Consider the following 20,997-nt stretch of genomic DNA (forward strand, 5'->3'; position numbering starts at 1 on the left):
GATCAGAGCCGGTAGCGCAGCGAGACGCGCTGGCCCTGCCGGTTGAGATCGACCTTCATCCAACGGCCGACGGTCGCCAGCACGTCAGACACATCGGAGGGCGAGGCAATCACCTCATTGTTGATGCCCAGAATGATATCTCCTGCGCGCAGACCGACGCGGCCGCCATAGGCGCCGGGGTCGGTGATCACCACCCCGTCAGAGGACAAAGGCAGCTGGAACCGCAGGATCGATTGCGGATTGATCCGCGCGACCGTCAGTCCCGGCAGCGGCGTGTTTTTATCAAGGCTGAGCGGGTTGGCAGGTGGCTCATCCGGGGCCAGCATCATCTCGACTGTCAACACCTCGCGTTCGCCTGCCCGCAAACGGGTGATCTCGGCCGTATCGCCGAGCCCGGTAACGGACATGCGGAACACCATCTCCGACGGGGAGTTCACCACCTGCCCGGCCACGTCAAGGATCACATCGCCCACCTCAAACCCCGCCTTGGTGAAAGGGCTGGAGGGGTGCAGTTCGGAGATCACCATCCCCTCCGGCAGGTCCATCCCCAGCGAGGCCGCCAGATCCGCATCCACCGGCTGCCCCATCATGCCAGCCCAGGGGCGCTGGAATTCCTCGGCGCCCTGATCGGCCTGTCGCATAAACGCGCGCACCAAATTGGCGGGGATGGCAAAGCCGATACCATTTGAGCCGCCGGAGCGGGTCACGATACGGGTGTTGATGCCGATTAGGTCACCATTCACATCAATCAGCGCCCCGCCAGAGTTACCGGGGTTGATCGGCGCATCTGTCTGGATGAAATAGCCAATCCCCTCCCCTGTCGCCGCGCCGCTGCGCGCCAGACCGGAGACGATCCCGCTGCTGACGGTCTGACCAACGCCGAAGGGATTGCCGATGGCCAGCGCCAGCTCACCCACCTCAACCCCGTCACTGTCGCGCAGCTCCAGATAGGGCAGGTCTTCGGCCTCTTCCAATTGCAAGATGGCCAGGTCACTGGCCTGATCCGCCAGCACCACCTGTGCCGCATATTCGCGCCGGTCTGTGGTCACCACACGGATGTCGGTTGCCATGCCCACAACGTGGTAATTCGACACCACAATGCCATCCGCAGACAGGATCACCCCAGAGCCGAGGGAGTTCTGCACACGGGGTTGGGGCTTCGAGAGGCCGCGAAAGAAATCATCAAAGAACGGGTCGTTCATAAAAGGCGTGCGGCGCTGTTCATGGACAATCTTGGCGTAGATATTGACCACTGCCGGAGCGGCCTCTTTCACCAAGGGTGCGAAGCCGAGGGAAATCTCCGCCTGATTCTGCGGCACACGGGTCTCTGCGAGCGCCTGTGTGGTGGGGATCTGAGTGGCCAAAAACAGGCCCGCTGCGGTCAGGATTGCGCGAAACATGACGACTCCGATTGTTCTTGTGAACAGGATATGCGGACCGGAGGCATCTTTTACAAGGTTGGATTTGCGGGGGAAAAACGCTGCATTTTCACCCACCCACTTTCAGCCCACCGCGCGGAGTGCGAAAACGAAAAACCCCCGCCCTGTTGCCAGAGCGGGGGTCAGGTCCGGTCAGATGACCGATCTGATTATTCGTCAGCAGCAGCTTCTGCTTCAGCCAGACGTGCCTTGTCGGCGGCGCCTTTGGCATCGCGATCACGATCAACGAATTCGATGATCGCCATCGGTGCCATGTCGCCATAGCGGAAACCGGCTTTCAGGATACGGACATAGCCGCCCTGACGGTCTTTGTAGCGCGGGCCCAGAACCTCGAACAGTTTTGCGACGTCCTTGTCTTCCTTCAGCTTGGACGCGGCCTGACGACGGGCGTGCAGGTCGCCGCGCTTTGCCAGGGTGATCATCTTTTCGATGATCGGGCGCAGTTCTTTTGCTTTGGGAAGGGTTGTCTTGATCTGCTCGTGCTCGATCAGCGAGCCAGCCATGTTGGAGAACAGGGCCTTACGGTGCTCATGAGTACGGTTCAGGCGGCGGTAACCACGTGCGTGACGCATTTTGATAGTCCTTTGATCTGCGTTTTTGCTTTGTCAGGCTGCTGATGCGTGTCAGCGGCTCACCTTGGGGCGTGTGCCCTCGTTGTCCCCGGCACATCCGGGCATTTCGGGCGGCCCGTAAGCCGCCCAATCTTTTAGAAGCTGTCTTCGAACTTCTTCGCCAGATCTTCGATGTTGTCCGGCGGCCAGTCCTCGACGTCCATGCCAAGGTGCAGACCCATGCCCGACAGCACTTCTTTGATCTCGTTCAGCGACTTGCGGCCGAAGTTCGGCGTGCGCAGCATTTCTGCTTCGGTCTTCTGGATGAGATCGCCGATGTAGACGATGTTGTCGTTCTTCAGGCAGTTTGCCGAACGTACGGACAGTTCCAGCTCGTCCACTTTCTTCAGCAGAAGCGGGTTAAACTCGAGACCGTCGTCATCGTCCTGACGGTTTGCCGATTCCGGCTCGTCGAAGTTGACGAAGATCGACAGCTGATCCTGCACGATACGGGCCGCATAAGCGACCGCGTCATCGGGCGTGATGGAGCCGTCTGTTTCGATCTTCATGGTCAGTTTGTCATAGTCCAGAACCTGACCTTCGCGGGTCGGCTGAACGTCATAGGAGACCTTCTTGACCGGCGAATAGATGGCGTCGATCGGGATCAGACCGATGGGCGCATCTTCGGGCTTGTTCTTGTCAGCAGAGACATAGCCCTTGCCGGTGTTGACGGTCAGTTCCATGAACAGATCCGCACCATCATCAAGGTGGCAGATCACGTGTTCACGGTTCAGCACTTCGATGCCAGCGGATTCGGAGATGTCACCGGCGGTGACAACTGCGGGGCCTTTGGCATTGATCGAAAGACGCTTGGGGCCTTCGACTTCCATGCGCAGCGACACACCTTTGAGGTTCAGGATGATGTCGGTGACATCTTCGCGAACGCCGGCGACGCTGGAGAATTCATGCAGGACGTTGTCGATCTGCACGGAGGTGATGGCGGCGCCTTGCAGCGAGCTCATCAGGACGCGGCGCAGCGCGTTGCCCAGTGTCAGACCAAAGCCGCGCTCCAGCGGTTCAGCCACAACGGTGGCCTGGCGTGCGGGATCATTGCCCGGCTTCACGTCAAGCTGAGTCGGCTTGATCAGTTCAGCCCAATTCTTGTGGATCATGCGGTCCCTCCATTCCTGTCTATACCTCATGTCCGAAGGTACAGACGCCCGAGGTTTCAAATGGCGTACTGGGGCCTTGCAGAAATCGCAAAGCCCCAGCAAAAATCAGTGTCGCTTAGACGCGACGGCGCTTTGGCGGACGGCAGCCGTTGTGCGCGATCGGGGTCACATCACGGATCGAGGTGATGTTGAAGCCCACTGCGGCCAGAGCGCGCAGTGCGGATTCACGGCCCGAACCGGGACCCTGAACTTCGACTTCCAGGGTTTTAACGCCGTGTTCCTGCGCTTTTTTGCCTGCGTCTTCAGCAGCCATCTGAGCCGCATAAGGAGTCGATTTACGCGACCCTTTGAAGCCCATGGTGCCTGCGGAGGACCAGGAAATCGCATTGCCTTGCACGTCCGAGATCAGGATCTTGGTGTTGTTGAACGAGGAGTTCACATGTGCAACGCCGGAGGCGATGTTCTTGCGCTCTTTGCGCTTGGTACGAGTCTTATCGCGTGCCATTGATCAAACCCTCCCTTATTTCTTCTTACCAGCAATGGCCTTTGCGGGGCCTTTGCGAGTACGAGCGTTGGTGTGGGTACGCTGACCGCGAACGGGCAGGTTACGACGATGGCGCAGACCGCGGTAGCAGCCGAGGTCCATCAGACGCTTGATGTTCATCTGAACTTCACGGCGCAGGTCGCCTTCGACGGTGTAGTTGGCGTCGATGTGCTCACGCACGGCCAGAACTTCAGCGTCGGACAGCTCGTTTACACGACGGGTTGCGTCGATGCCTACGGCTTCGCAGATGGCTTCAGCAGAGGTCGTGCCAATGCCAGTGATATAGGTGAGGGCGATCGGTACCCGCTTTGCAGTCGGGATGTTTACGCCGGCAATACGTGCCACGTGTCACTTTCCTTTTCGTTGCGGTTCCGTAGCGCCGGAACCTTTTTTCACAACGCTTGACCTTGGCAGTGTCGCCCGTTGGTCCAGCATTTCGAGGTGGTCAGGGCGGCAGAAATTGCACGCACCTGTGATGATTCCCAGAAGGGATGGGGTTCCCTATGTGGAAATCGCACTATGGTCAACCCGTCGGCAAGACTGGGGCCGAAGTTTCCCCCAAGGTCAACCTCCCGCAGCGCAATTTGTGAGGTATTTCTGCCAGCACGCGACCACGTACAAAAACGCCCCGGCCGGTGTGGCGCGGGGCGTTTTCAAATCCAAACGGATCAGGCCATCAGTCACCCATGATCCAGCCGAGGTTTTTGCGGACCTCTTCGATCGAAGCCAGACCGTCGAGGCGCTGCAGGTTGCCCTTGGCATAGTAATAGCCGATCAGCGGCGAGGTCTTCTTGTAGTATTCCATCAGCCGGGTGCGGAGGCTTTCCTCGTTATCGTCCGGGCGGCGTTTCTGGTTGGTACCACCGCAATTGGCGCACTTGCCATCCTCGGGCCAGGGTTTGGTCTCGTCGTGATAGACCTCACCGCAGTCACCGCAGGTGGAGCGGCCTGTGATGCGGGCGACCAATGCGGTGTCATCCACCTGCATCTCAATCACGGCATCCAGTTTCTGACCAGTTTCGCGCAGCAGTTCCGCCAGCGCATCCGCCTGAGCGAGTGTGCGGGGGAAGCCGTCGAAGATAAAGCCGCCCTCGGCCCCCTCTTCGATCTTCTCACGGATCAGACCGATCACGATGCGATCCGTGACCAGCTCACCGCGGGCGATCACTGCGGCGACCCGCTGGCCCATTTCACTGCCCGACGCCTGCGCGTCGCGCAGCATGTCGCCGGTGCTCAGCTGAACCATATTGCGAGATTCAACCAGGTAACGGGCTTGTGTTCCCTTGCCCGCGCCGGGCGGGCCCAGAAGGATAATATTGCTCATCGGCGTGCAGGTCCCCGTCGTGTCCGTTTCTTATTCCGACCGCGCAGCTGGCTCTTTTCAATGAGACCTTCGTATTGATGCGCAAGCAGGTGGCTTTGTGCCTGTTGAATGGTGTCCATCACAACAGAAACCACAATCAACACGGAGGTACCGCCAAAGTAAACCGGGATTGCAAGCTGACCGCGCAGGATTTCCGGCAGTAGACAGACAGCAGCCAGATAGGCGGAGCCCAGGACCAGCACACGGTTGACCACATATTCGAGGTATTCCGCGGTCTTTTTGCCGGGGCGGATGCCGGGGACAAAACCGTTCTGGTTCTTCAGGTTATTGGCCACCTCGTCCGGTTTGAAGGACACGTTGAAGGTGTAGAAATAGGCAAAGAACACGATCATGCCGACGAAGAACAGCAGGTAGAGCGGCTGACCAGGGCCGAAGTTGGCCAAGAGCCAAGACATGATCGGGCCGCTGGTTGCATTCGACGAGAAGGTCGAGATGGTCACCGGCAGCAGCAACAAGGACGAAGCGAAGATTGCGGGAATCACGCCTGCTGGGTTCACCTTGACCGGCAGGTGGCTGGAACCACCGTCATAGACCTTCATGCCGACCTGACGGCGCGGATACTGGATGTGGATCTTGCGCAGGGCGCGTTCCATGAACACCACGAACATGATGATCGCGATCATCATCAGGATTACCGCGATAATCACTGCCGGGCTAATGGCACCGGAGCGGCCGGAGGCCAGGAACTGGGCAATTGCGGCGGGCACCTCGGCGATGATGCCAACGAAGATGATCAGGGAGATACCATTGCCGATGCCGCGCTGGGTGATCTGCTCGCCGAGCCACATCAGGAACATGGTGCCGCCGACCAGCGTGATCATGCAAGCGAGACGGAAATACAGGCCCGGATCCGTCGCCAGATCGCCCGATTCGAGCGACACAGCGAGGCCATAGGCCTGCGCCGTGGCCAGAAGCACGGTGCCGTAACGGGTGTATTGGTTGATTTTCTTGCGGCCCTGCTCGCCCTCTTTTTTGAGCTGTTCGAGCGCCGGGACCATCGAGGTCAGCAGCTGCACAATGATCGACGCCGAAATATAGGGCATGATGCCAAGTGCAAAGATGCCCATACGGCCAAGCGCACCGCCGGTGAACATGGACACCATGCCCCCGATGCCCTGCCCTGCCGAGGTCATGAACTGGCGCAGAGCATCCGCATCAATCCCCGGAACGGGAATATAGGTGCCCAGGCGATAGACAATCAAAAGCCCGAGCGTAAACAGGATGCGGTTGCGCAGATCCGTGGCTTTGCCAAGAGCGGCCCAGCTGGTGTTCGCCGCCATTTGTTCTGCTGCTGATACCATAAAAAAGGTCTCTTCTTGCGAAAACGCCGCCCAGGGCCGTTTTCCGGCTCGGGCGGCGTTAATGGAAAACTGAAGACTATGTAAGCGGCATCGGCGCCGCTCACAAGCTGTTACTCAGCTGCGGCAGTGTTTGCCACGGTCAGGGCGCCACCAGCCTTTGCGACCGCGTCAACGGCGGCCTTGGAGGCGCCGGTCACAGCGATGGTTGCCTTGGCAGTGAAGTCACCCTTTGCCAGAACGCGGATACCGTCCAGTTTACGGCGTACCAGACCCGAAGAGATCAGGGTATCTTCGGTGATGGAACCGGCTTCCAGCTTGCCTTCGTCGATGAATTTCTGGATCAGGCCCAGGTTCACAACGGCGTAGGACTTACGGTTCGGCTTGTTGAAGCCACGCTTCGGCAGGCGTTGGTAGAGGGGCATCTGGCCGCCTTCGTAGCCATTGATCGAAACACCCGAACGGGATTTCTGACCTTTGATACCACGGCCACCCATTTTACCTTTGCCGGAACCCGGACCACGGGCAACGCGCATACGTTTTTTGGCGGCGCCTGGATTGTCGCGCAGTTCATTGAGTTTCATATCGCTTCTCCTTTGCCGGAAGTGCCCCCGAAGCGGATTAGGGCAGACACGGCGTTTCTTGGTTTTATGATTCTGTGTCCCGCAGGACCACCGGGGGCGTATAGACCCGATGCGGAGCGGGATCAAGGGTGCAGTATGGCTGGCAACTGGCTCCCAAAGGCGCACAGCCAGACGCAGCGCCGGGGCCTCTGCCCTGCCGGTTGCGTGTTATTCTGCTACCTCATGGTTCCGTTGCGTTTGTGGCCGACCATAGAGGGTGGCGGCGCCGCCGGGGTATGTGGGACGGGATCTCTCCCGTGCGAGGATAATATTATCGTGCTTCCCGACTGCCACGCCGGGGCCCTGGTCATCGGTGCCGGGGGTGTCAGGCCCGGCGGGTGATCGCGATCCTGTGCAGGATGCCACAGGCGCATGAACGGATCATGGAGCGGGCGGGCGCTGGGGTCGCAACGGCCAGCTACTGGCCAACACCCGGCCTCTTATTGGCCCGCCGCCTCAGAAACCAAAAACGCCCCCGCAAAGCGGAGGCGCGTCCAGTCCGGCCCCTGAGGGAGGAGAAAGAGCCGGTCTGACACTTGGGCAACCCAGCGGCGGCAGCATTACTGCGATTTGCCCCGGGTAGCAAAGCTCAGTGGCCGTAGGCCTGAACATGAGCGATCTGCGGAATATCGCAGCGACGCACGCCGATATCGGCCAAATCGCGGTTGGACAGGCTGTCCAGCTCGGCGAAGGTGCGTTTGTACTCGGCGCGACGCGCCCAGCTATCCTTGATCTCTTCTGCCAGGCCGCGCAGGCGGGTGATCAGATTGAAGCCAGTGTCGGTGGTGTTGATGACATGTGCCATGGTATTGGTCCTTTCTCTGGCCGGACGAATTTCCGGCTGTTCTCAATTGTGTCTGTTTCAGTGACATCCGAGAGATAGGCGCAAATGTTTGCGCAAACAACTGACAGCTCGGACTGCCCGCTATGCACGCCAAGCATAGGAGGTGACTCAAACGTTAACCCGCCCGTCCGGGCTGCGTTCTGGGGTTTCTGCACCCCTGGACCCATGGACCCGTGGGCACACAGCCCCAACAGGCATCGCGTGAGAGCCTGACATACATGGGCACCAGGTTCGCCAGACAAAGAAAAAAGCGCCCCGAAATCGGGGCGCTTTCTGTATTCTTGGCTCATGCGAGAGAGGCTTAGTCGCGCTCTTCGATGATCTCAACCAGATGCGAGATCTTGTTGACCATACCGCGTACGGAAGGGGTATCTTCCAGTTCGCGAGTCTTGTGCATCTTGTTCAGGCCCAGGCCAACGAGGGTAGCGCGCTGGTCTGCGGGGCGGCGGATCGGGGAACCGATCTGCTTAACAACGATGGTTTTTGCCATGTGTCCGTCTCCTTACGCTTCTGCTTCAGCGGCAGGTGCTTCATCCCGCTTGGGCAGGATGTCGGCGACTTTTTTGCCACGACGCTGAGCAACCGAACGAGGCGACTGCTCTTTTTTCAGACCGTCCATAGTGGCGCGGATCATGTTGTAGGGGTTCTGCGAACCGATCGACTTCGAAACAACGTCTTTGACGCCGAGCATTTCGAAGACAGCACGCATCGGACCACCTGCGATGATACCGGTACCTTCAGGGGCGGTGCGCATGACAACTTTGCCTGCGCCGTGACGGCCGTGCATGTCGTGATGCAGGGTGCGGCCTTCTTTCAGCTGCACACGGATCATCTGACGCTTGGCCTGCTCGGTGGCTTTACGAATGGCCTCGGGGACCTCTTTCGCTTTACCTTTACCGAAGCCGACGCGGCCTTTCTGATCGCCAACAACCACAAGAGCGGCGAAGCCAAAGCGCTTACCACCTTTTACGGTTTTCGACACCCGGTTGATCGCGACCAGACGGTCAGCAAATTCCGGTGTTTCTTCTTCGCGGCGGCCACGGCCACGGCGATTTTCACGTTCTGCCATGAGGCAATCCTTTTTTTCTGGCGACAAGCGCCTGACGTATACTCAATCCAAGTGGGCAAGGGCCGAACCGGCCCACCCCCGGATCATCGGGATGGCGCGAACGCCATCCACCTTGACTTAGGGTGCGCCCCGCGTTCCCGGACAACCGAAAACACAGGGCGCAGATCCTTAGATCTTCAGGCCGCCTTCACGCGCAGCGTCGGCCAGAGCCTTCACCTTGCCGTGAAACAGGAAGCCGCCACGATCGAAATAGGCCTCGGAGACGCCTGCCGCCTTGGCGCGCTCGGCAATAACCGAACCCACTTTGGTGGCTGCTTCGACGTTGTTCTTGCCAACGAGACCCAGGTCTTTTTCCAGGGTCGATGCCGAAGCGAGGGTCACACCACGTACGTCGTCGATCAGTTGAACAGAGATGTTCTTGTTCGAACGGTGCACGGACAGGCGCGGACGGCCTGCGTTGACCTTGCGAAGCTTGTTCCGGACGCGCAGCCGGCGCTTCAGAAACAGGGTGCGTTTGCTGTTTGCCATTTTGCTGGTCCTTACTTCTTCTTGCCTTCCTTGCGGAAGATAAACTCGCCTTTGTAGCGAATGCCTTTGCCTTTGTAGGGCTCGGGACGACGCCAGTCGCGGATTTTGGCCGCAACTTCGCCAACGAGTTGTTGATCATTACCTTCGACAACGATTTCAGTCTGCTTCGGAGCGGTAATGGTGATACCTTCCGGGGCAGTGAAATCAACGTCGTGGCTGTAGCCCAAGTTCAGCTTCAGGGTGTTGCCCTGCATCTGAGCCCGGTAACCCACACCCTGGATCTCCAGCTCTTTTTTGAAGCCGGAGGTCACGCCTGCAACCAGGTTTGCGACCATCGTGCGGGACATGCCCCACTGCTGGCGCGCGCGCTTGGATTTGCCGCGAGGGTCCACTTTGACGACATTGTCGTCAACCGTCAGGGTGACGTCGTCGGTCGCGGTGAAGGTACGGGCGCCTTTCGGGCCTTTAACTTCGATGGTCTGGCCGGACACAGAAGCAGTTACGCCGCTGGGAAGTTCGACCGGTTTTTTACCAATACGGGACATCGTGGGGCCTCCTTAGAAGACGGTGCAGAGCACTTCGCCGCCAACGTTGGCTGCGCGTGCGCTTGCGTCCGACATCACACCCTTGGGGGTGGAGACAATCGACACACCCAGGCCCTGACGGACCGACGGGATGTCATTGACGCCCATGTAAACGCGACGACCGGGTTTGGAGACCCGCTTCAGTTCACGAATGACAGGTTCGCCGTCGAAGTACTTCAGGCTGATTTCGAGAGCCGGGTGGCCCTTTGCATCAGTCGCAGACTCATAACCGCGGATGTAACCCTCTTGCTTGAGCACATCCAGAACCCATGCACGCAGCTTGGAAGCCGGTGTCATGACGGTGGATTTGCCGCGCATTTGCGAGTTACGGATACGGGTGAGCATATCGCCGATAGGATCGTTCATATCAGTCTCTCCCTTACCAGCTCGATTTCACCATGCCGGGGATCTGGCCATTCGAGCCCAGTTCCCGCAGAGCGATACGGCTGATCTTCAGCTTACGGTAGTAAGCGTGAGGACGGCCGGTCAGCTGGCAGCGATTGTGCAGACGGGTTGCCGACGAGTTACGCGGCAGTTTCGCCAGTTCGAGGCGCGCTTTGAAACGCTCTTCCATCGGGCGAGATTCGTCGTTTGCGATTTCTTTCAGCTCGGCACGCTTTGCGGCGTATTTTGCCACCAGGCGCTCGCGCTTCTTCTCGCGTTCGATCATGCTTTTCTTAGCCATGTCTCTTCCTTCCCGCGCTTAGCTGTTGAAGGGCATGTTGAATGCTTTCAACAGCGCCTTGGCTTCCGCGTCGGTGTTCGCGGTGGTGGCAATCACGATGTCCATACCCCAAGGTTCGTCGATCTTGTCGAAGTCGATCTCGGGGAAGACCATGTGCTCTTTCAGACCCATGGCGTAGTTGCCACGGCCGTCAAAAGACGTGCCCGAAACGCCGCGGAAGTCGCGGATACGGGGCATCGCGATGGTGGTCAGACGGTCGAGGAATTCATACATCCGGTCGCCGCGCAGAGTCACCTTTGCGCCCATCGGCATGCCTTCGCGAACGCGGAAGCCAGCGATGGAGTTCTTTGCCACGGTGGTCAGAGCTTTCTGGCCCGCGATTGCGGTCAGGTCAGCCTGAGCAGACTTGGCTTTCTTGCTGTCTTTGACGGCAGCACGGCCGCAGCCGATGTTCAGAACGATTTTCTCCAGCTTGGGGATCATCATCTCGTTCTTGTAGCCGAACTCTTCTTTCAGGGCGCCACGGATGGAGTCCTTGTAGAGAGTTTTCAGACGCGGGGTGTAGGTTGCGTTATCAAGCATCGATCACGTCCCCCGTGGTTTTAGCGAAGCGCACTTTCTTGTCGCCTTCCATGCGGAAGCCAACGCGGGTTGCTTTGCCATTTGCGTCCAGCAGAGCCAGGTTCGACAGCTGGATCGGCAGTGCCTTAGGCAGACGGCCACCCTGGTCGGACTGGGTCTGACGGGTGTGGCGGATTGCCATGTTCACACCGTCAACGATGGCTTTGCCAGCTTTGGGGTCAACGGAGGCAATGGTGCCTTCTTTGCCCTTATCCTTGCCGGCCAGCACGACGACCTTGTCGCCTTTGCGGAGTTTAGCAGCCATGATTACAGCACCTCCGGAGCGAGCGAGATGATCTTCATGAAGTTTTTCGCGCGCAGTTCACGAACAACCGGGCCAAAGATACGGGTACCTACCGGCTCGTTGTTGTTGTTCAGGATGACAGCTGCATTGCGGTCAAAACGGATTGCGGTGCCGTCTTCACGACGGACCTCTTTGGCGGTGCGTACGACGACGGCCTTGCGGACGTCCCCTTTTTTCACGCGGCCGCGCGGGATGGCTTCCTTGACCGAGACGACGATGATGTCGCCTACGGATGCGTATTTACGCTTGGAACCACCCAGAACCTTGATGCACTGAACTCGGCGAGCGCCGGAGTTGTCAGCAACATCCAGGTTTGTTTGCATCTGGATCATGTGGTTTCTCCCGACCTTTGGGGCGCCGATGCGTGGCGTGATCCCCCAGGGTTTCGACTTTGCTGTTCAGCCCAGTCGCCAGGAGTCTCGGATGAGACTCTTAGGCTTCCAGAACTTCCCAGCGTTTCGTTTTCGATTTCGGCGCGCATTCGATGATGCGTACGGAGTCGCCGACCTTGAAAGCGTTCTGTTCATCGTGAGCCCGGTATTTCTTGGACTTACGGATGGTTTTCTTCAGAACCGGATGCGTAAAGCGGCGCTCTACGGAAACGGTGACGGTCTGTGCGTTGGCGTCGGAGGTCACAACGCCGGACAGGATACGTTTAGGCATTCGAGAAGCTCCTTATTCAGCTGCTGCTGCAGCTTTTTCGTTCAGGATGGTTTTGACGCGTGCAGCATTGCGGCGAGCCGCCTTGATGCCTGCGGTCGATTCCAGCTGACCGGTTGCCTGCTGAAAACGCAGGTTGAAGCTCTCTTTTTTCAGGGATGCGAGGGTATCGCGGAGTTCATCCACGGTTTTCTCGCGCAGATCATTGGCGTTCATCGCCTTTGTTCCTTGTCCTAAGCACCAGAAGGCCCCGAATGGGTCACCTTGTTACCTGGTGGGTTATGTCACACCGCGCCAAAAGACGCGGCAAAAAGAATCACCAGCCCCGGATCCAGACAGATCAAGGGTCAGGCGATGGGTCCACTTACAGGAGGTGGGCGGTCGGAGCAAGGGCGAAGTTTGCGACACCGTTTGCACCCGGTCACAGCGTTTAGCGCAGTGCCCGAACCCGCGTTAAGATCGTATCAAATTGCCCCCCGTTTTGCAGCCGTGCAAGCCACAGGCGTCTGCTCATTCCAGAAATCATCATCGCGCGCTGTCTCGCCTTAACACGCTGGATATCCTGAATGCGGATCTGATCGGCAATGCCCTGCTTATCGACAATCATCACACGCCGCGTGGTGATGATGTAGGTGACCGAGAGAAAGGCCCTATGGATGAACAGCCAAATCACCAGTGCCACTGGTGCGCAAAGCACGATGACGATCATCTCAGTCAGTGTTGGCGCTATTCGGGCGTGAGTGGCATGAACAACTTGCTCACCATCACTGAGTTCAATTGCCGCGTGATGGTACATCTGGATCACTTGCCGGTCTTCATTTGGATTTTGCCCCACCGGGGATGACGGCGGGGCAAAGGGAACTCACAGATTATTTGCAGTCATACCAGATAGTCGTCGCGGGTCGCTGCGTTCCATTTGCCAAAGTCGCAACGCTCGCCTTCGGGGCCTTATACACGGTTAAGACAGGCTCACCGATACGTTCGCAGTAGCCCGCTACACGACGATCAATAGCTTTAGAGCTAACTTCATTCTTGAAGTAGATGATCTGCAAGAATGAGCCGACAGGGAGAGCCAGATGGATCCCCGTTCGATCAGCAGGATTAGGAAAAACCTGCGCAATGAGAGACCCACGTCGCATCGCTGCTTTCTCAGAATCAACGCAGGCTGACAGCGCCATCAGGGATACAGAAGCAAGAACTAGAATTGATTTCATTTAGTCAGCCATCCTTTTAGGTTGTGCACCCTGCATAGTTACCATCGCTGCAGGCGCAACCCAAGATTCACTCCCAGCGGTAGTTAAAGCTCACCGAGACGCGCTCGTCTTCGGACATGTTCATCGGCACCTCATGGCGGATGAAGCTCTCCCAGAGCAGCACATCGCCGACATTAGGCTTCTGGTAAACGAAGCTCTTCAGCTCCTGCCGGCACTCCTTAGTGCGCGGCGGATGCGCCATCATCATGGCGTGGCGCGGATCTTCCAGCTTCAGCGCGGAAGCCCCGTCCGGCATCGACACATAGGTGGTGCCGGAAATCACCGAATGGGGGTGGATGTGGCTGGCATGGGTGCCGCCTTCGGGCAGGATGTTGATCCAGAGATCCTCAAGCACCAAGGCGCGACCGTCGAGATCGAGCTCCAGATCCCTGGCAAAGGCCGCGACATGCAGGTCCAGCGATTTCACCAGGTCAGCAAAGATCGGGAAGCGCCAGGGCAGATCCGTCAACGAGGCATAGGAGGTGTAGCCGGGATAGCCGTTCTCCTCGCACCAGTCCTGGCCGGCATCGTCGTCTTGCGCGATCACGAAGCAGGAGTTTTCAAGTTCACCGGCGTCGACCTTGGGTCCATGTTCGGACAGGGTTGCGCGGTAGAGACGGGTTACGAAGAGGGAATCTATCTGTGCCATACCCGTCCTTTAGCGCAACACAGCGTGAAGTACGAGATGCTTTGCCGGATCCTGTGCACCCGCATCTTCCCTTTTCCTCTGCGGACTGGCTAGTCTGATCCCATCCGAAAAAGGAACATGATATGCGCTGGATTTTGAGACTGCTGAGCCACGGTATCGCGCTGGCGATCGGCTTTGCCTTGGGGATTTACATGCTGCCCATTCTGACCGCGCCGGATAGCCCCGATACCGCAACTCTGACCGCCAGTGCGGACGGCGCGACATATACCGGCAGCTTCACCCGCGATCTGGCCGGTAGCGATTTCCTGCACTGGGGCACCGGCCGTGTCAGCCTGTCGCCGCAGCAGATCACCCATATGGGCGCGCTGGCACCGGGTCCGGATTACAAGCTCTACCTCGCGCCGGAGTTTGTCGAGGACGAAGCGGGCTTTGAGGCAATCAAGGCCACCTCGGCCCGCGTCGGCGATGTGAAGATGTTCGACGGTCTGATCCTAGCTATCCCCGAGGGTATCAATATCGAGGAGTACACCACAGTGGTAATCTGGTGCGAAACCTTCGCAGAGTTCATCACCGCAGCGCAGTATCGCTGATCTGGCCGGGCCGACCGGGGCGGACAACCGCCCGCCTCTTTTGATTTCATAAGAAGACCCCCGCCGATTGCTCAGCGGGGGTCTTTTCTTCTAATCGAATGCGCGGATGCGCAAGCGATTACCAGTCTTCGCGAACCACGACGCGGGTCTTGACCGGCAGCTTCATCGCGGCCAGGCGCAGGGCCTCACGTGCGATGTCGTCATTGACGCCGTCGATCTCGAACATCACGCGGCCGGGCTTCACTTTGCAAGCCCAGTAATCCACGGAACCTTTACCTTTACCCATACGAACTTCGACGGGCTTGGAGGTCACCGGGGTATCCGGGAAGATACGGATCCAGACACGACCCTGACGCTTCATGTGGCGGGTCATGGCACGACGAGCAGCCTCAATCTGACGCGCGGTGACGCGCTCAGGAGTGGTTGCCTTCAGGCCATAGGTGCCGAAGTTCAGGTCCGAACCGCCTTTTGCCAGACCGGAGATCCGGCCTTTGTGCATTTTGCGGAATTTAGTACGCTTTGGTTGAAGCATGTCATCTCCTCCTTAGCGACGACCGCCTGCACCGCGAGGTGCCGGACCGTCCTGGAGTTCCTGTGCTTTACGGTCACGCGCCTGAGGATCGTGTTCCATGATCTCGCCTTTGAAGATCCAGACTTTGATCCCGATGATCCCGTAAGGGGTCATGGCTTCGGAGTGAGCGTAATCGATGTCGGCGCGCAGCGTGTGCAGCGGCACACGGCCCTCACGGTACCATTCGGTCCGTGCGATTTCAGCGCCGCCCAGACGACCAGCAACGTTCACCCGGATACCCAGGGCGCCCATGCGCATGGCGTTCTGTACGGCACGCTTCATCGCGCGACGGAAGGACACACGACGTTCCAGCTGCTGAGCGATGGACTCGCCGACCAGCTGTGCGTCGAGCTCGGGCTTGCGGACTTCAACGATGTTGAGGTGCAGTTCCGAGTCTGTCATCGAGGCGAGCTTCTTGCGCAGCACTTCGATGTCAGCACCTTTTTTACCGATGATCACGCCCGGACGCGCGGTGTGAATGGTCACACGGCACTTCTTGTGGGGGCGTTCGATGATCACGCGGGCGATGCCTGCCTGCTTGCACTCTTCCTTGATGAAATCACGGATGCGCAGGTCTTCCAGCAGCAGATCACCATAATCTTTGGTGTCGGCGTACCAACGGCTGTCCCAGGTGCGGTTGACCTGAAGGCGCATGCCGACCGGATTGACTTTATGTCCCATTAGGCTTGCTCCTCAACTTGACGCACCTTGATGGTGATCTCCGAAAACGGCTTGAGGATCTTGCCAAACCGGCCACGGGCACGAGGACGGCCGCGTTTCATGGTCAGGTTTTTACCCACATAAGCCTCGGCCACGATCAATTCATCGACGTCCAGGTTATGGTTGTTCTCGGCGTTCGCAATTGCGGACTGAAGGCATTTCTTCACGTCCTGCGCGACCCGCTTGTTGGAGAAAGTCAGATCGGTCAGGGCCTTCTCAACTTTCTTGCCACGGATCATGCCGGCGACGAGGTTCAGTTTCTGCGGGGAGGTCCGGAGCATGCGCAGTTTTGCCATTGCTTCGTTGTCTGCCACGCGGCGGGGATTTTTTGCCTTGCCCATGACTTACTTCCGCTTCGCTTTTTTGTCCGCAGCGTGACCGTAATAGGTCCGAGTCGGGGAGTATTCACCGAACTTCTGACCGATCATGTCTTCCGAGACGTTGACGGGAATGTGCTTCTGACCGTTGTACACACCAAATGTCAGACCCACGAACTGGGGCAGAATGGTGGAACGACGCGACCAGATCTTGATGACTTCGTTGCGGCCCGACTCGCGCGCTGCTTCGGCTTTTTTCAGCACGTAAGCATCGACAAAGGGGCCTTTCCATACAGAGCGAGACATAGATTAACGTCCCTTCTTCTTGGCGTGGCGCGAGCGGATGATAAGCTTTTGCGACGCTTTGTTTTTGTTGCGGGTACGCTTGCCTTTGGTCGGCTTACCCCAGGGTGTCACGGGGTGACGGCCACCGGAGGTACGACCTTCACCACCACCGTGCGGGTGATCGATCGGGTTCATAACCACACCACGCACAGAAGGACGCTTGCCCTTGTGGCGCATACGGCCGGCTTTACCAAAGTTCTGGTTCGAGTTGTCGGGGTTGCTGACCGCACCAACGGTGGCCATGCATTCCTGACGAACCAGGCGCAGTTCGCCCGAGGACAGGCGGATCTGAGCGTAGCCACCATCACGACCAACGAACTGAGCGTAAGTACCGGCTGCACGGGCGATCTGGCCGCCTTTGCCGGGCTTCATTTCGATGTTGTGAACGATGGTACCGATCGGCATGCCCGAGAACGGCATTGCGTTGCCCGGCTTGATGTCGGCCTTTGCGGATGCAACGACTTGGTCACCAACTGCCAGACGCTGCGGAGCGAGGATATAGGCCTGCTCGCCGTCTTCGTATTTGATCAGCGCGATGAATGCGGTCCGGTTCGGGTCATATTCGATCCGTTCAACGGTTGCCGCGACATCAAATTTGTTCCGTTTGAAGTCAACGATCCGGTAGAGACGCTTTGCGCCGCCGCCACGACGACGTGAAGTGATCCGTCCGGTGTTGTTCCGGCCGCCCGATTTGGTCAGACCCTCAGTGAGAGATTTGACCGGACGCCCTTTCCAAAGCTCCGAACGGTCGATCAGAACCAGCCCACGCTGGCCCGGCGTCGTCGGCTTATACGACTTGAGTGCCATGCTTTCTGTCTTCCGTTTAGCGTGCAGACCCTTAGGTTTTTGTCTTTGGGTCCGCTATGTGTAAGCCCCCCGCCCGGTTGTCCCAAGATGAGACGCCCTACTAGGGTGGCCAGATTATAGGGCCCCGAAGGTCCCCAGGTTCGAACATCCTGACAAACGTAATAACCCCGGAGCGAATCCGGGGTCGTCAGGATTGCTGCGACTTAGCAGAGGTTGGGAGGGGTGGCAATGGGGAAGCGGCTCCCGATGCGTTCGTTATCACTAGGATAGCATCGATGAAGGACCTTAACCTCACGACACAAGGTAGAAACCTTGTTTCGTCCCATCGAAAGGACAGTCAGAGATCGCGATGAAACCCAACTATTTTAAACCCACCCCCAAGGACGATCTGGGATTGAAATAGCCCCAGAAGCCACGGGTAAAGAAACTGATTTTGCGTATGCGGACGCACGGCAAACCCTGCAGAGAGAATTTCTGCACCAGGTTATCCACCGAAATACCAGCTCGAATTCTTAAGCGCATTTTGCGAGCTTTGTGAAATTTTCAGCTCTTCGGCCTGTCACCGCCCTGAGTTGCAAGTCCTGATTTTACTATTGGACAATGAGATATACCCTTGCCGAGAGGATAGCTTAAGCTGTGGAATAGTCTTGAGGTTGGGCAAGCGCGGCGTTCATGCAGGTGTAGTATCTGCTCTTTCAGCCTCCAGGCCGCAGACCGAGCAGCGCCCGGCCCTCCCCGTCAAACCGCAGGTTTGCCTTCGGCCAAACGGGAGGGCGCGTCACGCCCACTTTGAGTCAGGCGCTGCCCTTCGTAGTACTCACCAACAAAAAAGGCCCCCGCTTTCGCAGGGGCCTTCTTAAGTCTCAGACAAACAGATCTCAGAGTCCGGTGGACACGTCGATGGTGTTGCCTTCTTCCAGGGTCACATAGGCTTTCTTCACGTCTTTACGCTTGCCCAGCTGGCCGCGGAAACGCTTGACCTTACCCTTGGTGATGGTGGTGTTGACCGCTTTGACCTTCACACCAAAGAGCGCCTCAACGGCTTCTTTGATCTGGGGCTTGTTGGAGTCGATCGAAACTTCAAACACCACTGCACCGGTTTCGGATGCCATGGTTGCTTTTTCAGTGATGATCGGCTTGCGGATCACGTCGTAGTGTTCTGCCTTCGCGCTCATTTCAGGCGAGCCTCCAGTGCTTCGACACCTGCTTTGGTGAGCACCAGGGTGTCACGCTTCAGGATGTCATAGACGTTTGCGCCCATTGTCGGCAGGATATCCAGACCGTCGATGTTGCGCGCGGCGCGGGCAAAGCCCTCGTCCACGGATGCGCCATCGATGACCAGTGCGCGCTTCCAACCCAGGTCTTTGACCTGCTTGGCCAGAGCGGCTGTCTTGCCTGCGGAATCGGCGTTTTCAATAACGACCAGTTCACCCGCTTTTGCCTTGGCGGACAGCGCGTGGCGCAGACCCAGCTTGCGGAATTTCTTGGTCAGATCGTGGCCGTGCGAACGCGGGGTCGGACCCTTGTAGATACCACCCTTGCGGAAGATCGGCGCGTTACGGTCACCGTGACGTGCGCCACCGGTGCCTTTTTGGCGATAGATCTTCTTGGTCGAGTAGGAGGTCTCGGAGCGGGTCTTGACCTTGTGCGTGCCCTGCTGCGCGTTGTTACGCTGCCAGCGCACCACACGGTGCAGGATGTCGGTGCGCGGCTCGAGGCCGAACAGCTCTGCATCCAGCTCGATGTCGCCGGCTTTGGCGCCGTCCAGTTTGATCACATCAAGTTTCATGCTTCACCACCTTCCGCGGAGACTTCTTCCGCTGCAGCCGACTTCAGAGCTGCCGGATAGGGCAGACCTTCGGGGGCTTTCTTTTTCACGGCGTCTTTAACGGTGACCCAGCCACCTTTGGAGCCGGGAACGGCGCCTTTGATCATGATCAGGCCACGATCGGCGTCGGTCTTGACGACTTCAAGGTTCTGAGTGGTCACGCGGGCAGCACCCATGTGGCCGGCCATTTTCTTGCCTTTGAAAACCTTGCCGGGATCCTGACACTGACCGGTCGAACCGTGGGAACGGTGGGAGATCGACACACCGTGCGAGGCGCGCAGACCACCAAAGTTCCAGCGCTTCATCGCACCGGCAAAACCTTTACCGATGGAGGTGCCGGTCACGTCGACCTTCTGACCTTCCAGGAAGTGCTCTGCGGAGATTTCCGCACCCACTTCGATTAGGCCATCTGCAGGCACGCGGAATTCAACCAGCTTGCGCTTGGGCTCAACCTTCGCTGCTGCGAAGTGGCCGCGCATGGCTTTGGAGACGCGCTTGACCTTGGCCGAACCTGCGCCGAGCTGAACAGCTGTGTAGCCGTCTTTTTCCTCGGTGCGCTGTGCGGTCACTTGCAGGCCGTCCAGCTGAAGAACGGTCACAGGAACCTGCTTGCCGTCTTCGAGGAACAGCCGGGTCATGCCGACTTTCTTTGCGATAATACCAGAGCGCATATTCATTACCCTCCGATCTTAGGATTGCAGCTTGATTTCGACGTCCACACCAGCGGCAAGGTCGAGCTTCATCAGCGCGTCCACGGTCTGGGGGGTCGGATCAACGATGTCCAGGAGCCGCTTGTGGGTGCGGATCTCGAACTGGTCACGAGATTTCTTGTCAACGTGCGGGCCACGCAGAACGGTGAATTTCTCAATCTTGTTCGGCAGGGGGATCGGGCCGCGCACCTGCGCGCCGGTCCGCTTGGCAGTGTTCACGATTTCCTGCGTGCTGGCGTCCAGTACGCGGAAGTCGAATGCCTTCAGCCGGATACGGATATTTTGGCTTTGCATAGTCGTGCCTTTTTTCTCAGGCGTTGGGGTTGAGAGGAGGGCATGCGACCACCGCGCACCCTCATCGAACCCAAAAGGCGGGAATCACCCCGCCTCATCCTCGCAATGCGAGATGGCGCCGTATACGCCTGTTGGACCAGTGTGGCAAGGGGGTTTGAGGGCGCCACGATAAGCGGTGATCAAAATGCGAAAAGCGCGCGGCTCGGCTTGGCTTTCCTAGCGCCATGCGCGGCAGGAAAAAGGCCGCAACGGCTGCTAACCCGTAGGGTGTTGCGATTTCCGGAGGGAACTCAACAGCGCAATAGAACCACGAGAACCCGCATTCTGACACCCGTCAATACTTTCACATGCGAAGTTTCGGCGTGGGCGACTTCAGCTCAACTGACCACAGCGAAGCAAGCTAACAACCATCGTGTAAGCGCAACACACCATTCATCTTTTCCCAAATATTACGGAACGCGATGCAGAGCCTCGCATAGAAAAAAGGCCGCCCCAGTTGGAGCGGCCTTTCTATTATCTCACCGGTGCGGGCTCTCATTGATTTTGCTGGGCAAAACCAACTGCCGCCCGCCAGACGGCAAAGCCGTCTTACTCAGTGATTTTCGAC

The 20,997-nt window shown here is 58.2% G+C and carries 33 protein-coding genes; 1 reads left to right on the top strand and 32 read right to left on the bottom strand.

The window, feature by feature from the left end:
- Positions 1-2 precede the first annotated feature (2 nt).
- From OO25_RS14455 to OO25_RS14565, 23 genes are all read right to left on the bottom strand, one after another.
- Positions 3-1,400: a trypsin-like peptidase domain-containing protein gene (locus OO25_RS14455; protein WP_040180855.1), complete on the bottom strand. Its 1,398-nt coding sequence runs from the start codon at positions 1,398-1,400 to the stop codon at positions 3-5.
- Positions 1,401-1,588: 188 nt separating this feature from the next.
- The gene (gene rplQ / locus OO25_RS14460) at positions 1,589-2,011 is read right to left on the bottom strand and encodes a 50S ribosomal protein L17 (RefSeq protein ID WP_014875980.1); all 423 of its coding nucleotides are present in this window, start codon (positions 2,009-2,011) and stop codon (positions 1,589-1,591) included.
- 134 nt (positions 2,012-2,145) lie between these two features.
- On the bottom strand, positions 2,146-3,162 hold the full coding sequence (locus tag OO25_RS14465; protein ID WP_014875981.1) for a DNA-directed RNA polymerase subunit alpha: 1,017 nt from the start codon (positions 3,160-3,162) through the stop codon (positions 2,146-2,148).
- Between the two features lie 115 nt (positions 3,163-3,277).
- Positions 3,278-3,667 (bottom strand): 30S ribosomal protein S11, encoded by a 390-nt coding sequence (gene rpsK, locus OO25_RS14470; RefSeq protein WP_014875982.1) that lies wholly within the window; start codon positions 3,665-3,667, stop codon positions 3,278-3,280.
- 15 nt (positions 3,668-3,682) lie between these two features.
- Positions 3,683-4,051, bottom strand: coding sequence for a 30S ribosomal protein S13 (gene rpsM, locus OO25_RS14475; RefSeq protein ID WP_014875983.1), 369 nt, complete (start codon positions 4,049-4,051; stop codon positions 3,683-3,685).
- Positions 4,052-4,382: 331 nt separating this feature from the next.
- Positions 4,383-5,030, bottom strand: coding sequence for an adenylate kinase (locus OO25_RS14480; protein ID WP_040174792.1), 648 nt, complete (start codon positions 5,028-5,030; stop codon positions 4,383-4,385).
- A complete protein-coding gene (gene secY / locus OO25_RS14485; protein WP_040174793.1) occupies positions 5,027-6,391 on the bottom strand; it encodes a preprotein translocase subunit SecY in 1,365 nt (454 codons plus the stop codon). The genes OO25_RS14480 and secY overlap by 4 nt, the downstream gene beginning before the upstream one ends.
- 110 nt (positions 6,392-6,501) lie before the next feature.
- On the bottom strand, positions 6,502-6,972 hold the full coding sequence (gene rplO / locus OO25_RS14490) for a 50S ribosomal protein L15 (RefSeq protein WP_040174795.1): 471 nt from the start codon (positions 6,970-6,972) through the stop codon (positions 6,502-6,504).
- A gap of 628 nt (positions 6,973-7,600) precedes the next feature.
- Positions 7,601-7,816: a DUF1127 domain-containing protein gene (locus tag OO25_RS14495; RefSeq protein WP_040174801.1), complete on the bottom strand. Its 216-nt coding sequence runs from the start codon at positions 7,814-7,816 to the stop codon at positions 7,601-7,603.
- A gap of 340 nt (positions 7,817-8,156) precedes the next feature.
- Entirely contained in the window at positions 8,157-8,345 is a 189-nt protein-coding gene (rpmD, locus tag OO25_RS14500; RefSeq protein WP_014875992.1) for a 50S ribosomal protein L30, read from the bottom strand.
- Positions 8,346-8,357: 12 nt separating this feature from the next.
- On the bottom strand, positions 8,358-8,924 hold the full coding sequence (rpsE, locus tag OO25_RS14505) for a 30S ribosomal protein S5 (RefSeq protein WP_014875993.1): 567 nt from the start codon (positions 8,922-8,924) through the stop codon (positions 8,358-8,360).
- Positions 8,925-9,092: 168 nt separating this feature from the next.
- A complete protein-coding gene (gene rplR / locus OO25_RS14510) occupies positions 9,093-9,452 on the bottom strand; it encodes a 50S ribosomal protein L18 (RefSeq protein ID WP_014875994.1) in 360 nt (119 codons plus the stop codon).
- Between the two features lie 11 nt (positions 9,453-9,463).
- A complete protein-coding gene (rplF, locus tag OO25_RS14515) occupies positions 9,464-9,997 on the bottom strand; it encodes a 50S ribosomal protein L6 (protein WP_014875995.1) in 534 nt (177 codons plus the stop codon).
- Between the two features lie 12 nt (positions 9,998-10,009).
- The gene (gene rpsH / locus OO25_RS14520) at positions 10,010-10,402 is read right to left on the bottom strand and encodes a 30S ribosomal protein S8 (protein WP_014875996.1); all 393 of its coding nucleotides are present in this window, start codon (positions 10,400-10,402) and stop codon (positions 10,010-10,012) included.
- A gap of 13 nt (positions 10,403-10,415) precedes the next feature.
- The gene (rpsN, locus tag OO25_RS14525; RefSeq protein WP_040174804.1) at positions 10,416-10,721 is read right to left on the bottom strand and encodes a 30S ribosomal protein S14; all 306 of its coding nucleotides are present in this window, start codon (positions 10,719-10,721) and stop codon (positions 10,416-10,418) included.
- 18 nt (positions 10,722-10,739) lie between these two features.
- Positions 10,740-11,303 (bottom strand): 50S ribosomal protein L5, encoded by a 564-nt coding sequence (gene rplE / locus OO25_RS14530; RefSeq protein WP_040180838.1) that lies wholly within the window; start codon positions 11,301-11,303, stop codon positions 10,740-10,742.
- Complete coding sequence (gene rplX / locus OO25_RS14535) at positions 11,296-11,607, bottom strand: 50S ribosomal protein L24 (RefSeq protein WP_014875998.1); 312 nt, start codon at positions 11,605-11,607, stop codon at positions 11,296-11,298. Before rplX ends, rplE begins: the two co-directional genes overlap by 8 nt.
- A gap of 2 nt (positions 11,608-11,609) precedes the next feature.
- Positions 11,610-11,978 carry a 50S ribosomal protein L14 gene (gene rplN / locus OO25_RS14540; protein ID WP_005621870.1) on the bottom strand — a complete coding sequence of 123 codons (369 nt, stop codon included), beginning with the start codon at positions 11,976-11,978 and terminating at the stop codon, positions 11,610-11,612.
- A gap of 100 nt (positions 11,979-12,078) precedes the next feature.
- Entirely contained in the window at positions 12,079-12,309 is a 231-nt protein-coding gene (rpsQ, locus tag OO25_RS14545) for a 30S ribosomal protein S17 (RefSeq protein ID WP_014875999.1), read from the bottom strand.
- 12 nt (positions 12,310-12,321) lie between these two features.
- Positions 12,322-12,522: a 50S ribosomal protein L29 gene (gene rpmC, locus OO25_RS14550; RefSeq protein ID WP_014876000.1), complete on the bottom strand. Its 201-nt coding sequence runs from the start codon at positions 12,520-12,522 to the stop codon at positions 12,322-12,324.
- Between the two features lie 214 nt (positions 12,523-12,736).
- Positions 12,737-13,102 (bottom strand): hypothetical protein, encoded by a 366-nt coding sequence (locus OO25_RS14555; RefSeq protein ID WP_040180839.1) that lies wholly within the window; start codon positions 13,100-13,102, stop codon positions 12,737-12,739.
- 73 nt (positions 13,103-13,175) lie between these two features.
- Entirely contained in the window at positions 13,176-13,520 is a 345-nt protein-coding gene (locus tag OO25_RS14560) for a hypothetical protein (RefSeq protein ID WP_139044787.1), read from the bottom strand.
- Positions 13,521-13,587: 67 nt separating this feature from the next.
- On the bottom strand, positions 13,588-14,208 hold the full coding sequence (locus OO25_RS14565) for a TIGR02466 family protein (protein ID WP_040174821.1): 621 nt from the start codon (positions 14,206-14,208) through the stop codon (positions 13,588-13,590).
- Positions 14,209-14,330: 122 nt separating this feature from the next.
- Here OO25_RS14565 and OO25_RS14570 point away from each other — a divergent pair, with 122 nt between their 5' ends.
- Positions 14,331-14,798, top strand: a complete 468-nt coding sequence (locus OO25_RS14570) for a DM13 domain-containing protein (RefSeq protein ID WP_040180843.1) — start codon at positions 14,331-14,333, stop codon at positions 14,796-14,798.
- A gap of 118 nt (positions 14,799-14,916) precedes the next feature.
- Here OO25_RS14570 and rplP read toward each other — a convergent pair whose 3' ends face one another.
- The 9 genes from rplP to rpsJ form a co-directional block, all read right to left on the bottom strand.
- On the bottom strand, positions 14,917-15,330 hold the full coding sequence (gene rplP / locus OO25_RS14575) for a 50S ribosomal protein L16 (RefSeq protein ID WP_014876004.1): 414 nt from the start codon (positions 15,328-15,330) through the stop codon (positions 14,917-14,919).
- A gap of 12 nt (positions 15,331-15,342) precedes the next feature.
- Positions 15,343-16,050: a 30S ribosomal protein S3 gene (rpsC, locus tag OO25_RS14580; RefSeq protein WP_024095828.1), complete on the bottom strand. Its 708-nt coding sequence runs from the start codon at positions 16,048-16,050 to the stop codon at positions 15,343-15,345.
- Positions 16,050-16,430 (bottom strand): 50S ribosomal protein L22, encoded by a 381-nt coding sequence (gene rplV, locus OO25_RS14585; protein WP_008560423.1) that lies wholly within the window; start codon positions 16,428-16,430, stop codon positions 16,050-16,052. The genes rpsC and rplV overlap by 1 nt, the downstream gene beginning before the upstream one ends.
- A 3-nt stretch (positions 16,431-16,433) precedes the next feature.
- A complete protein-coding gene (rpsS, locus tag OO25_RS14590) occupies positions 16,434-16,712 on the bottom strand; it encodes a 30S ribosomal protein S19 (protein ID WP_005980699.1) in 279 nt (92 codons plus the stop codon).
- A 3-nt stretch (positions 16,713-16,715) separates the two neighbouring features.
- Positions 16,716-17,558: a 50S ribosomal protein L2 gene (gene rplB / locus OO25_RS14595; RefSeq protein ID WP_040174830.1), complete on the bottom strand. Its 843-nt coding sequence runs from the start codon at positions 17,556-17,558 to the stop codon at positions 16,716-16,718.
- A gap of 878 nt (positions 17,559-18,436) precedes the next feature.
- Positions 18,437-18,733 carry a 50S ribosomal protein L23 gene (locus OO25_RS14600; protein WP_014876008.1) on the bottom strand — a complete coding sequence of 99 codons (297 nt, stop codon included), beginning with the start codon at positions 18,731-18,733 and terminating at the stop codon, positions 18,437-18,439.
- Positions 18,730-19,347 (bottom strand): 50S ribosomal protein L4, encoded by a 618-nt coding sequence (rplD, locus tag OO25_RS14605; protein WP_040174834.1) that lies wholly within the window; start codon positions 19,345-19,347, stop codon positions 18,730-18,732. The genes OO25_RS14600 and rplD overlap by 4 nt, the downstream gene beginning before the upstream one ends.
- A complete protein-coding gene (rplC, locus tag OO25_RS14610) occupies positions 19,344-20,057 on the bottom strand; it encodes a 50S ribosomal protein L3 (protein ID WP_024095823.1) in 714 nt (237 codons plus the stop codon). Before rplC ends, rplD begins: the two co-directional genes overlap by 4 nt.
- A gap of 18 nt (positions 20,058-20,075) precedes the next feature.
- Entirely contained in the window at positions 20,076-20,390 is a 315-nt protein-coding gene (gene rpsJ / locus OO25_RS14615) for a 30S ribosomal protein S10 (protein ID WP_008563081.1), read from the bottom strand.
- Positions 20,391-20,997: the final 607 nt, after the last annotated feature.

Source organism: Phaeobacter sp. S60 (genome assembly GCF_000826845.1).
GTDB lineage: Bacteria > Pseudomonadota > Alphaproteobacteria > Rhodobacterales > Rhodobacteraceae > Phaeobacter > Phaeobacter piscinae.

Coding starts and splice junctions, on each gene's coding strand:
- rplB (WP_040174830.1), bottom strand. CDS start 17,558: ATGGCACTCAAGTCGTATAAGCCGACGACGCCGGGCCAGCGTGGGCTG.
- OO25_RS14600 (WP_014876008.1), bottom strand. CDS start 18,733: ATGAGCGCGAAGGCAGAACACTACGACGTGATCCGCAAGCCGATCATC.
- secY (WP_040174793.1), bottom strand. CDS start 6,391: ATGGTATCAGCAGCAGAACAAATGGCGGCGAACACCAGCTGGGCCGCT.
- rpsH (WP_014875996.1), bottom strand. CDS start 10,402: ATGAACGATCCTATCGGCGATATGCTCACCCGTATCCGTAACTCGCAA.
- rpsQ (WP_014875999.1), bottom strand. CDS start 12,309: ATGCCTAAACGTATCCTGTCCGGCGTTGTGACCTCCGACGCCAACGCA.
- OO25_RS14455 (WP_040180855.1), bottom strand. CDS start 1,400: ATGTTTCGCGCAATCCTGACCGCAGCGGGCCTGTTTTTGGCCACTCAG.
- rpsK (WP_014875982.1), bottom strand. CDS start 3,667: ATGGCACGCGATAAGACTCGTACCAAGCGCAAAGAGCGCAAGAACATC.
- rplF (WP_014875995.1), bottom strand. CDS start 9,997: ATGTCCCGTATTGGTAAAAAACCGGTCGAACTTCCCAGCGGCGTAACT.
- rplQ (WP_014875980.1), bottom strand. CDS start 2,011: ATGCGTCACGCACGTGGTTACCGCCGCCTGAACCGTACTCATGAGCAC.
- rplO (WP_040174795.1), bottom strand. CDS start 6,972: ATGAAACTCAATGAACTGCGCGACAATCCAGGCGCCGCCAAAAAACGT.
- rplP (WP_014876004.1), bottom strand. CDS start 15,330: ATGCTTCAACCAAAGCGTACTAAATTCCGCAAAATGCACAAAGGCCGG.
- rpsJ (WP_008563081.1), bottom strand. CDS start 20,390: ATGCAAAGCCAAAATATCCGTATCCGGCTGAAGGCATTCGACTTCCGC.
- rplD (WP_040174834.1), bottom strand. CDS start 19,347: ATGAAACTTGATGTGATCAAACTGGACGGCGCCAAAGCCGGCGACATC.
- rplC (WP_024095823.1), bottom strand. CDS start 20,057: ATGCGCTCTGGTATTATCGCAAAGAAAGTCGGCATGACCCGGCTGTTC.
- rplV (WP_008560423.1), bottom strand. CDS start 16,430: ATGGGCAAGGCAAAAAATCCCCGCCGCGTGGCAGACAACGAAGCAATG.
- OO25_RS14495 (WP_040174801.1), bottom strand. CDS start 7,816: ATGGCACATGTCATCAACACCACCGACACTGGCTTCAATCTGATCACC.
- rplR (WP_014875994.1), bottom strand. CDS start 9,452: ATGGCAAACAGCAAACGCACCCTGTTTCTGAAGCGCCGGCTGCGCGTC.
- OO25_RS14465 (WP_014875981.1), bottom strand. CDS start 3,162: ATGATCCACAAGAATTGGGCTGAACTGATCAAGCCGACTCAGCTTGAC.
- rpsE (WP_014875993.1), bottom strand. CDS start 8,924: ATGGCAGAACGTGAAAATCGCCGTGGCCGTGGCCGCCGCGAAGAAGAA.
- rpsN (WP_040174804.1), bottom strand. CDS start 10,721: ATGGCTAAGAAAAGCATGATCGAACGCGAGAAGAAGCGCGAGCGCCTG.
- rpsC (WP_024095828.1), bottom strand. CDS start 16,050: ATGGGACATAAAGTCAATCCGGTCGGCATGCGCCTTCAGGTCAACCGC.
- OO25_RS14570 (WP_040180843.1), top strand. CDS start 14,331: ATGCGCTGGATTTTGAGACTGCTGAGCCACGGTATCGCGCTGGCGATC.
- rpsS (WP_005980699.1), bottom strand. CDS start 16,712: ATGTCTCGCTCTGTATGGAAAGGCCCCTTTGTCGATGCTTACGTGCTG.
- OO25_RS14480 (WP_040174792.1), bottom strand. CDS start 5,030: ATGAGCAATATTATCCTTCTGGGCCCGCCCGGCGCGGGCAAGGGAACA.
- OO25_RS14555 (WP_040180839.1), bottom strand. CDS start 13,102: ATGTACCATCACGCGGCAATTGAACTCAGTGATGGTGAGCAAGTTGTT.
- rplE (WP_040180838.1), bottom strand. CDS start 11,303: ATGCTTGATAACGCAACCTACACCCCGCGTCTGAAAACTCTCTACAAG.
- rplN (WP_005621870.1), bottom strand. CDS start 11,978: ATGATCCAGATGCAAACAAACCTGGATGTTGCTGACAACTCCGGCGCT.
- OO25_RS14560 (WP_139044787.1), bottom strand. CDS start 13,520: ATGAAATCAATTCTAGTTCTTGCTTCTGTATCCCTGATGGCGCTGTCA.
- OO25_RS14565 (WP_040174821.1), bottom strand. CDS start 14,208: ATGGCACAGATAGATTCCCTCTTCGTAACCCGTCTCTACCGCGCAACC.
- rplX (WP_014875998.1), bottom strand. CDS start 11,607: ATGGCTGCTAAACTCCGCAAAGGCGACAAGGTCGTCGTGCTGGCCGGC.
- rpmD (WP_014875992.1), bottom strand. CDS start 8,345: ATGGCAAAAACCATCGTTGTTAAGCAGATCGGTTCCCCGATCCGCCGC.
- rpmC (WP_014876000.1), bottom strand. CDS start 12,522: ATGAACGCCAATGATCTGCGCGAGAAAACCGTGGATGAACTCCGCGAT.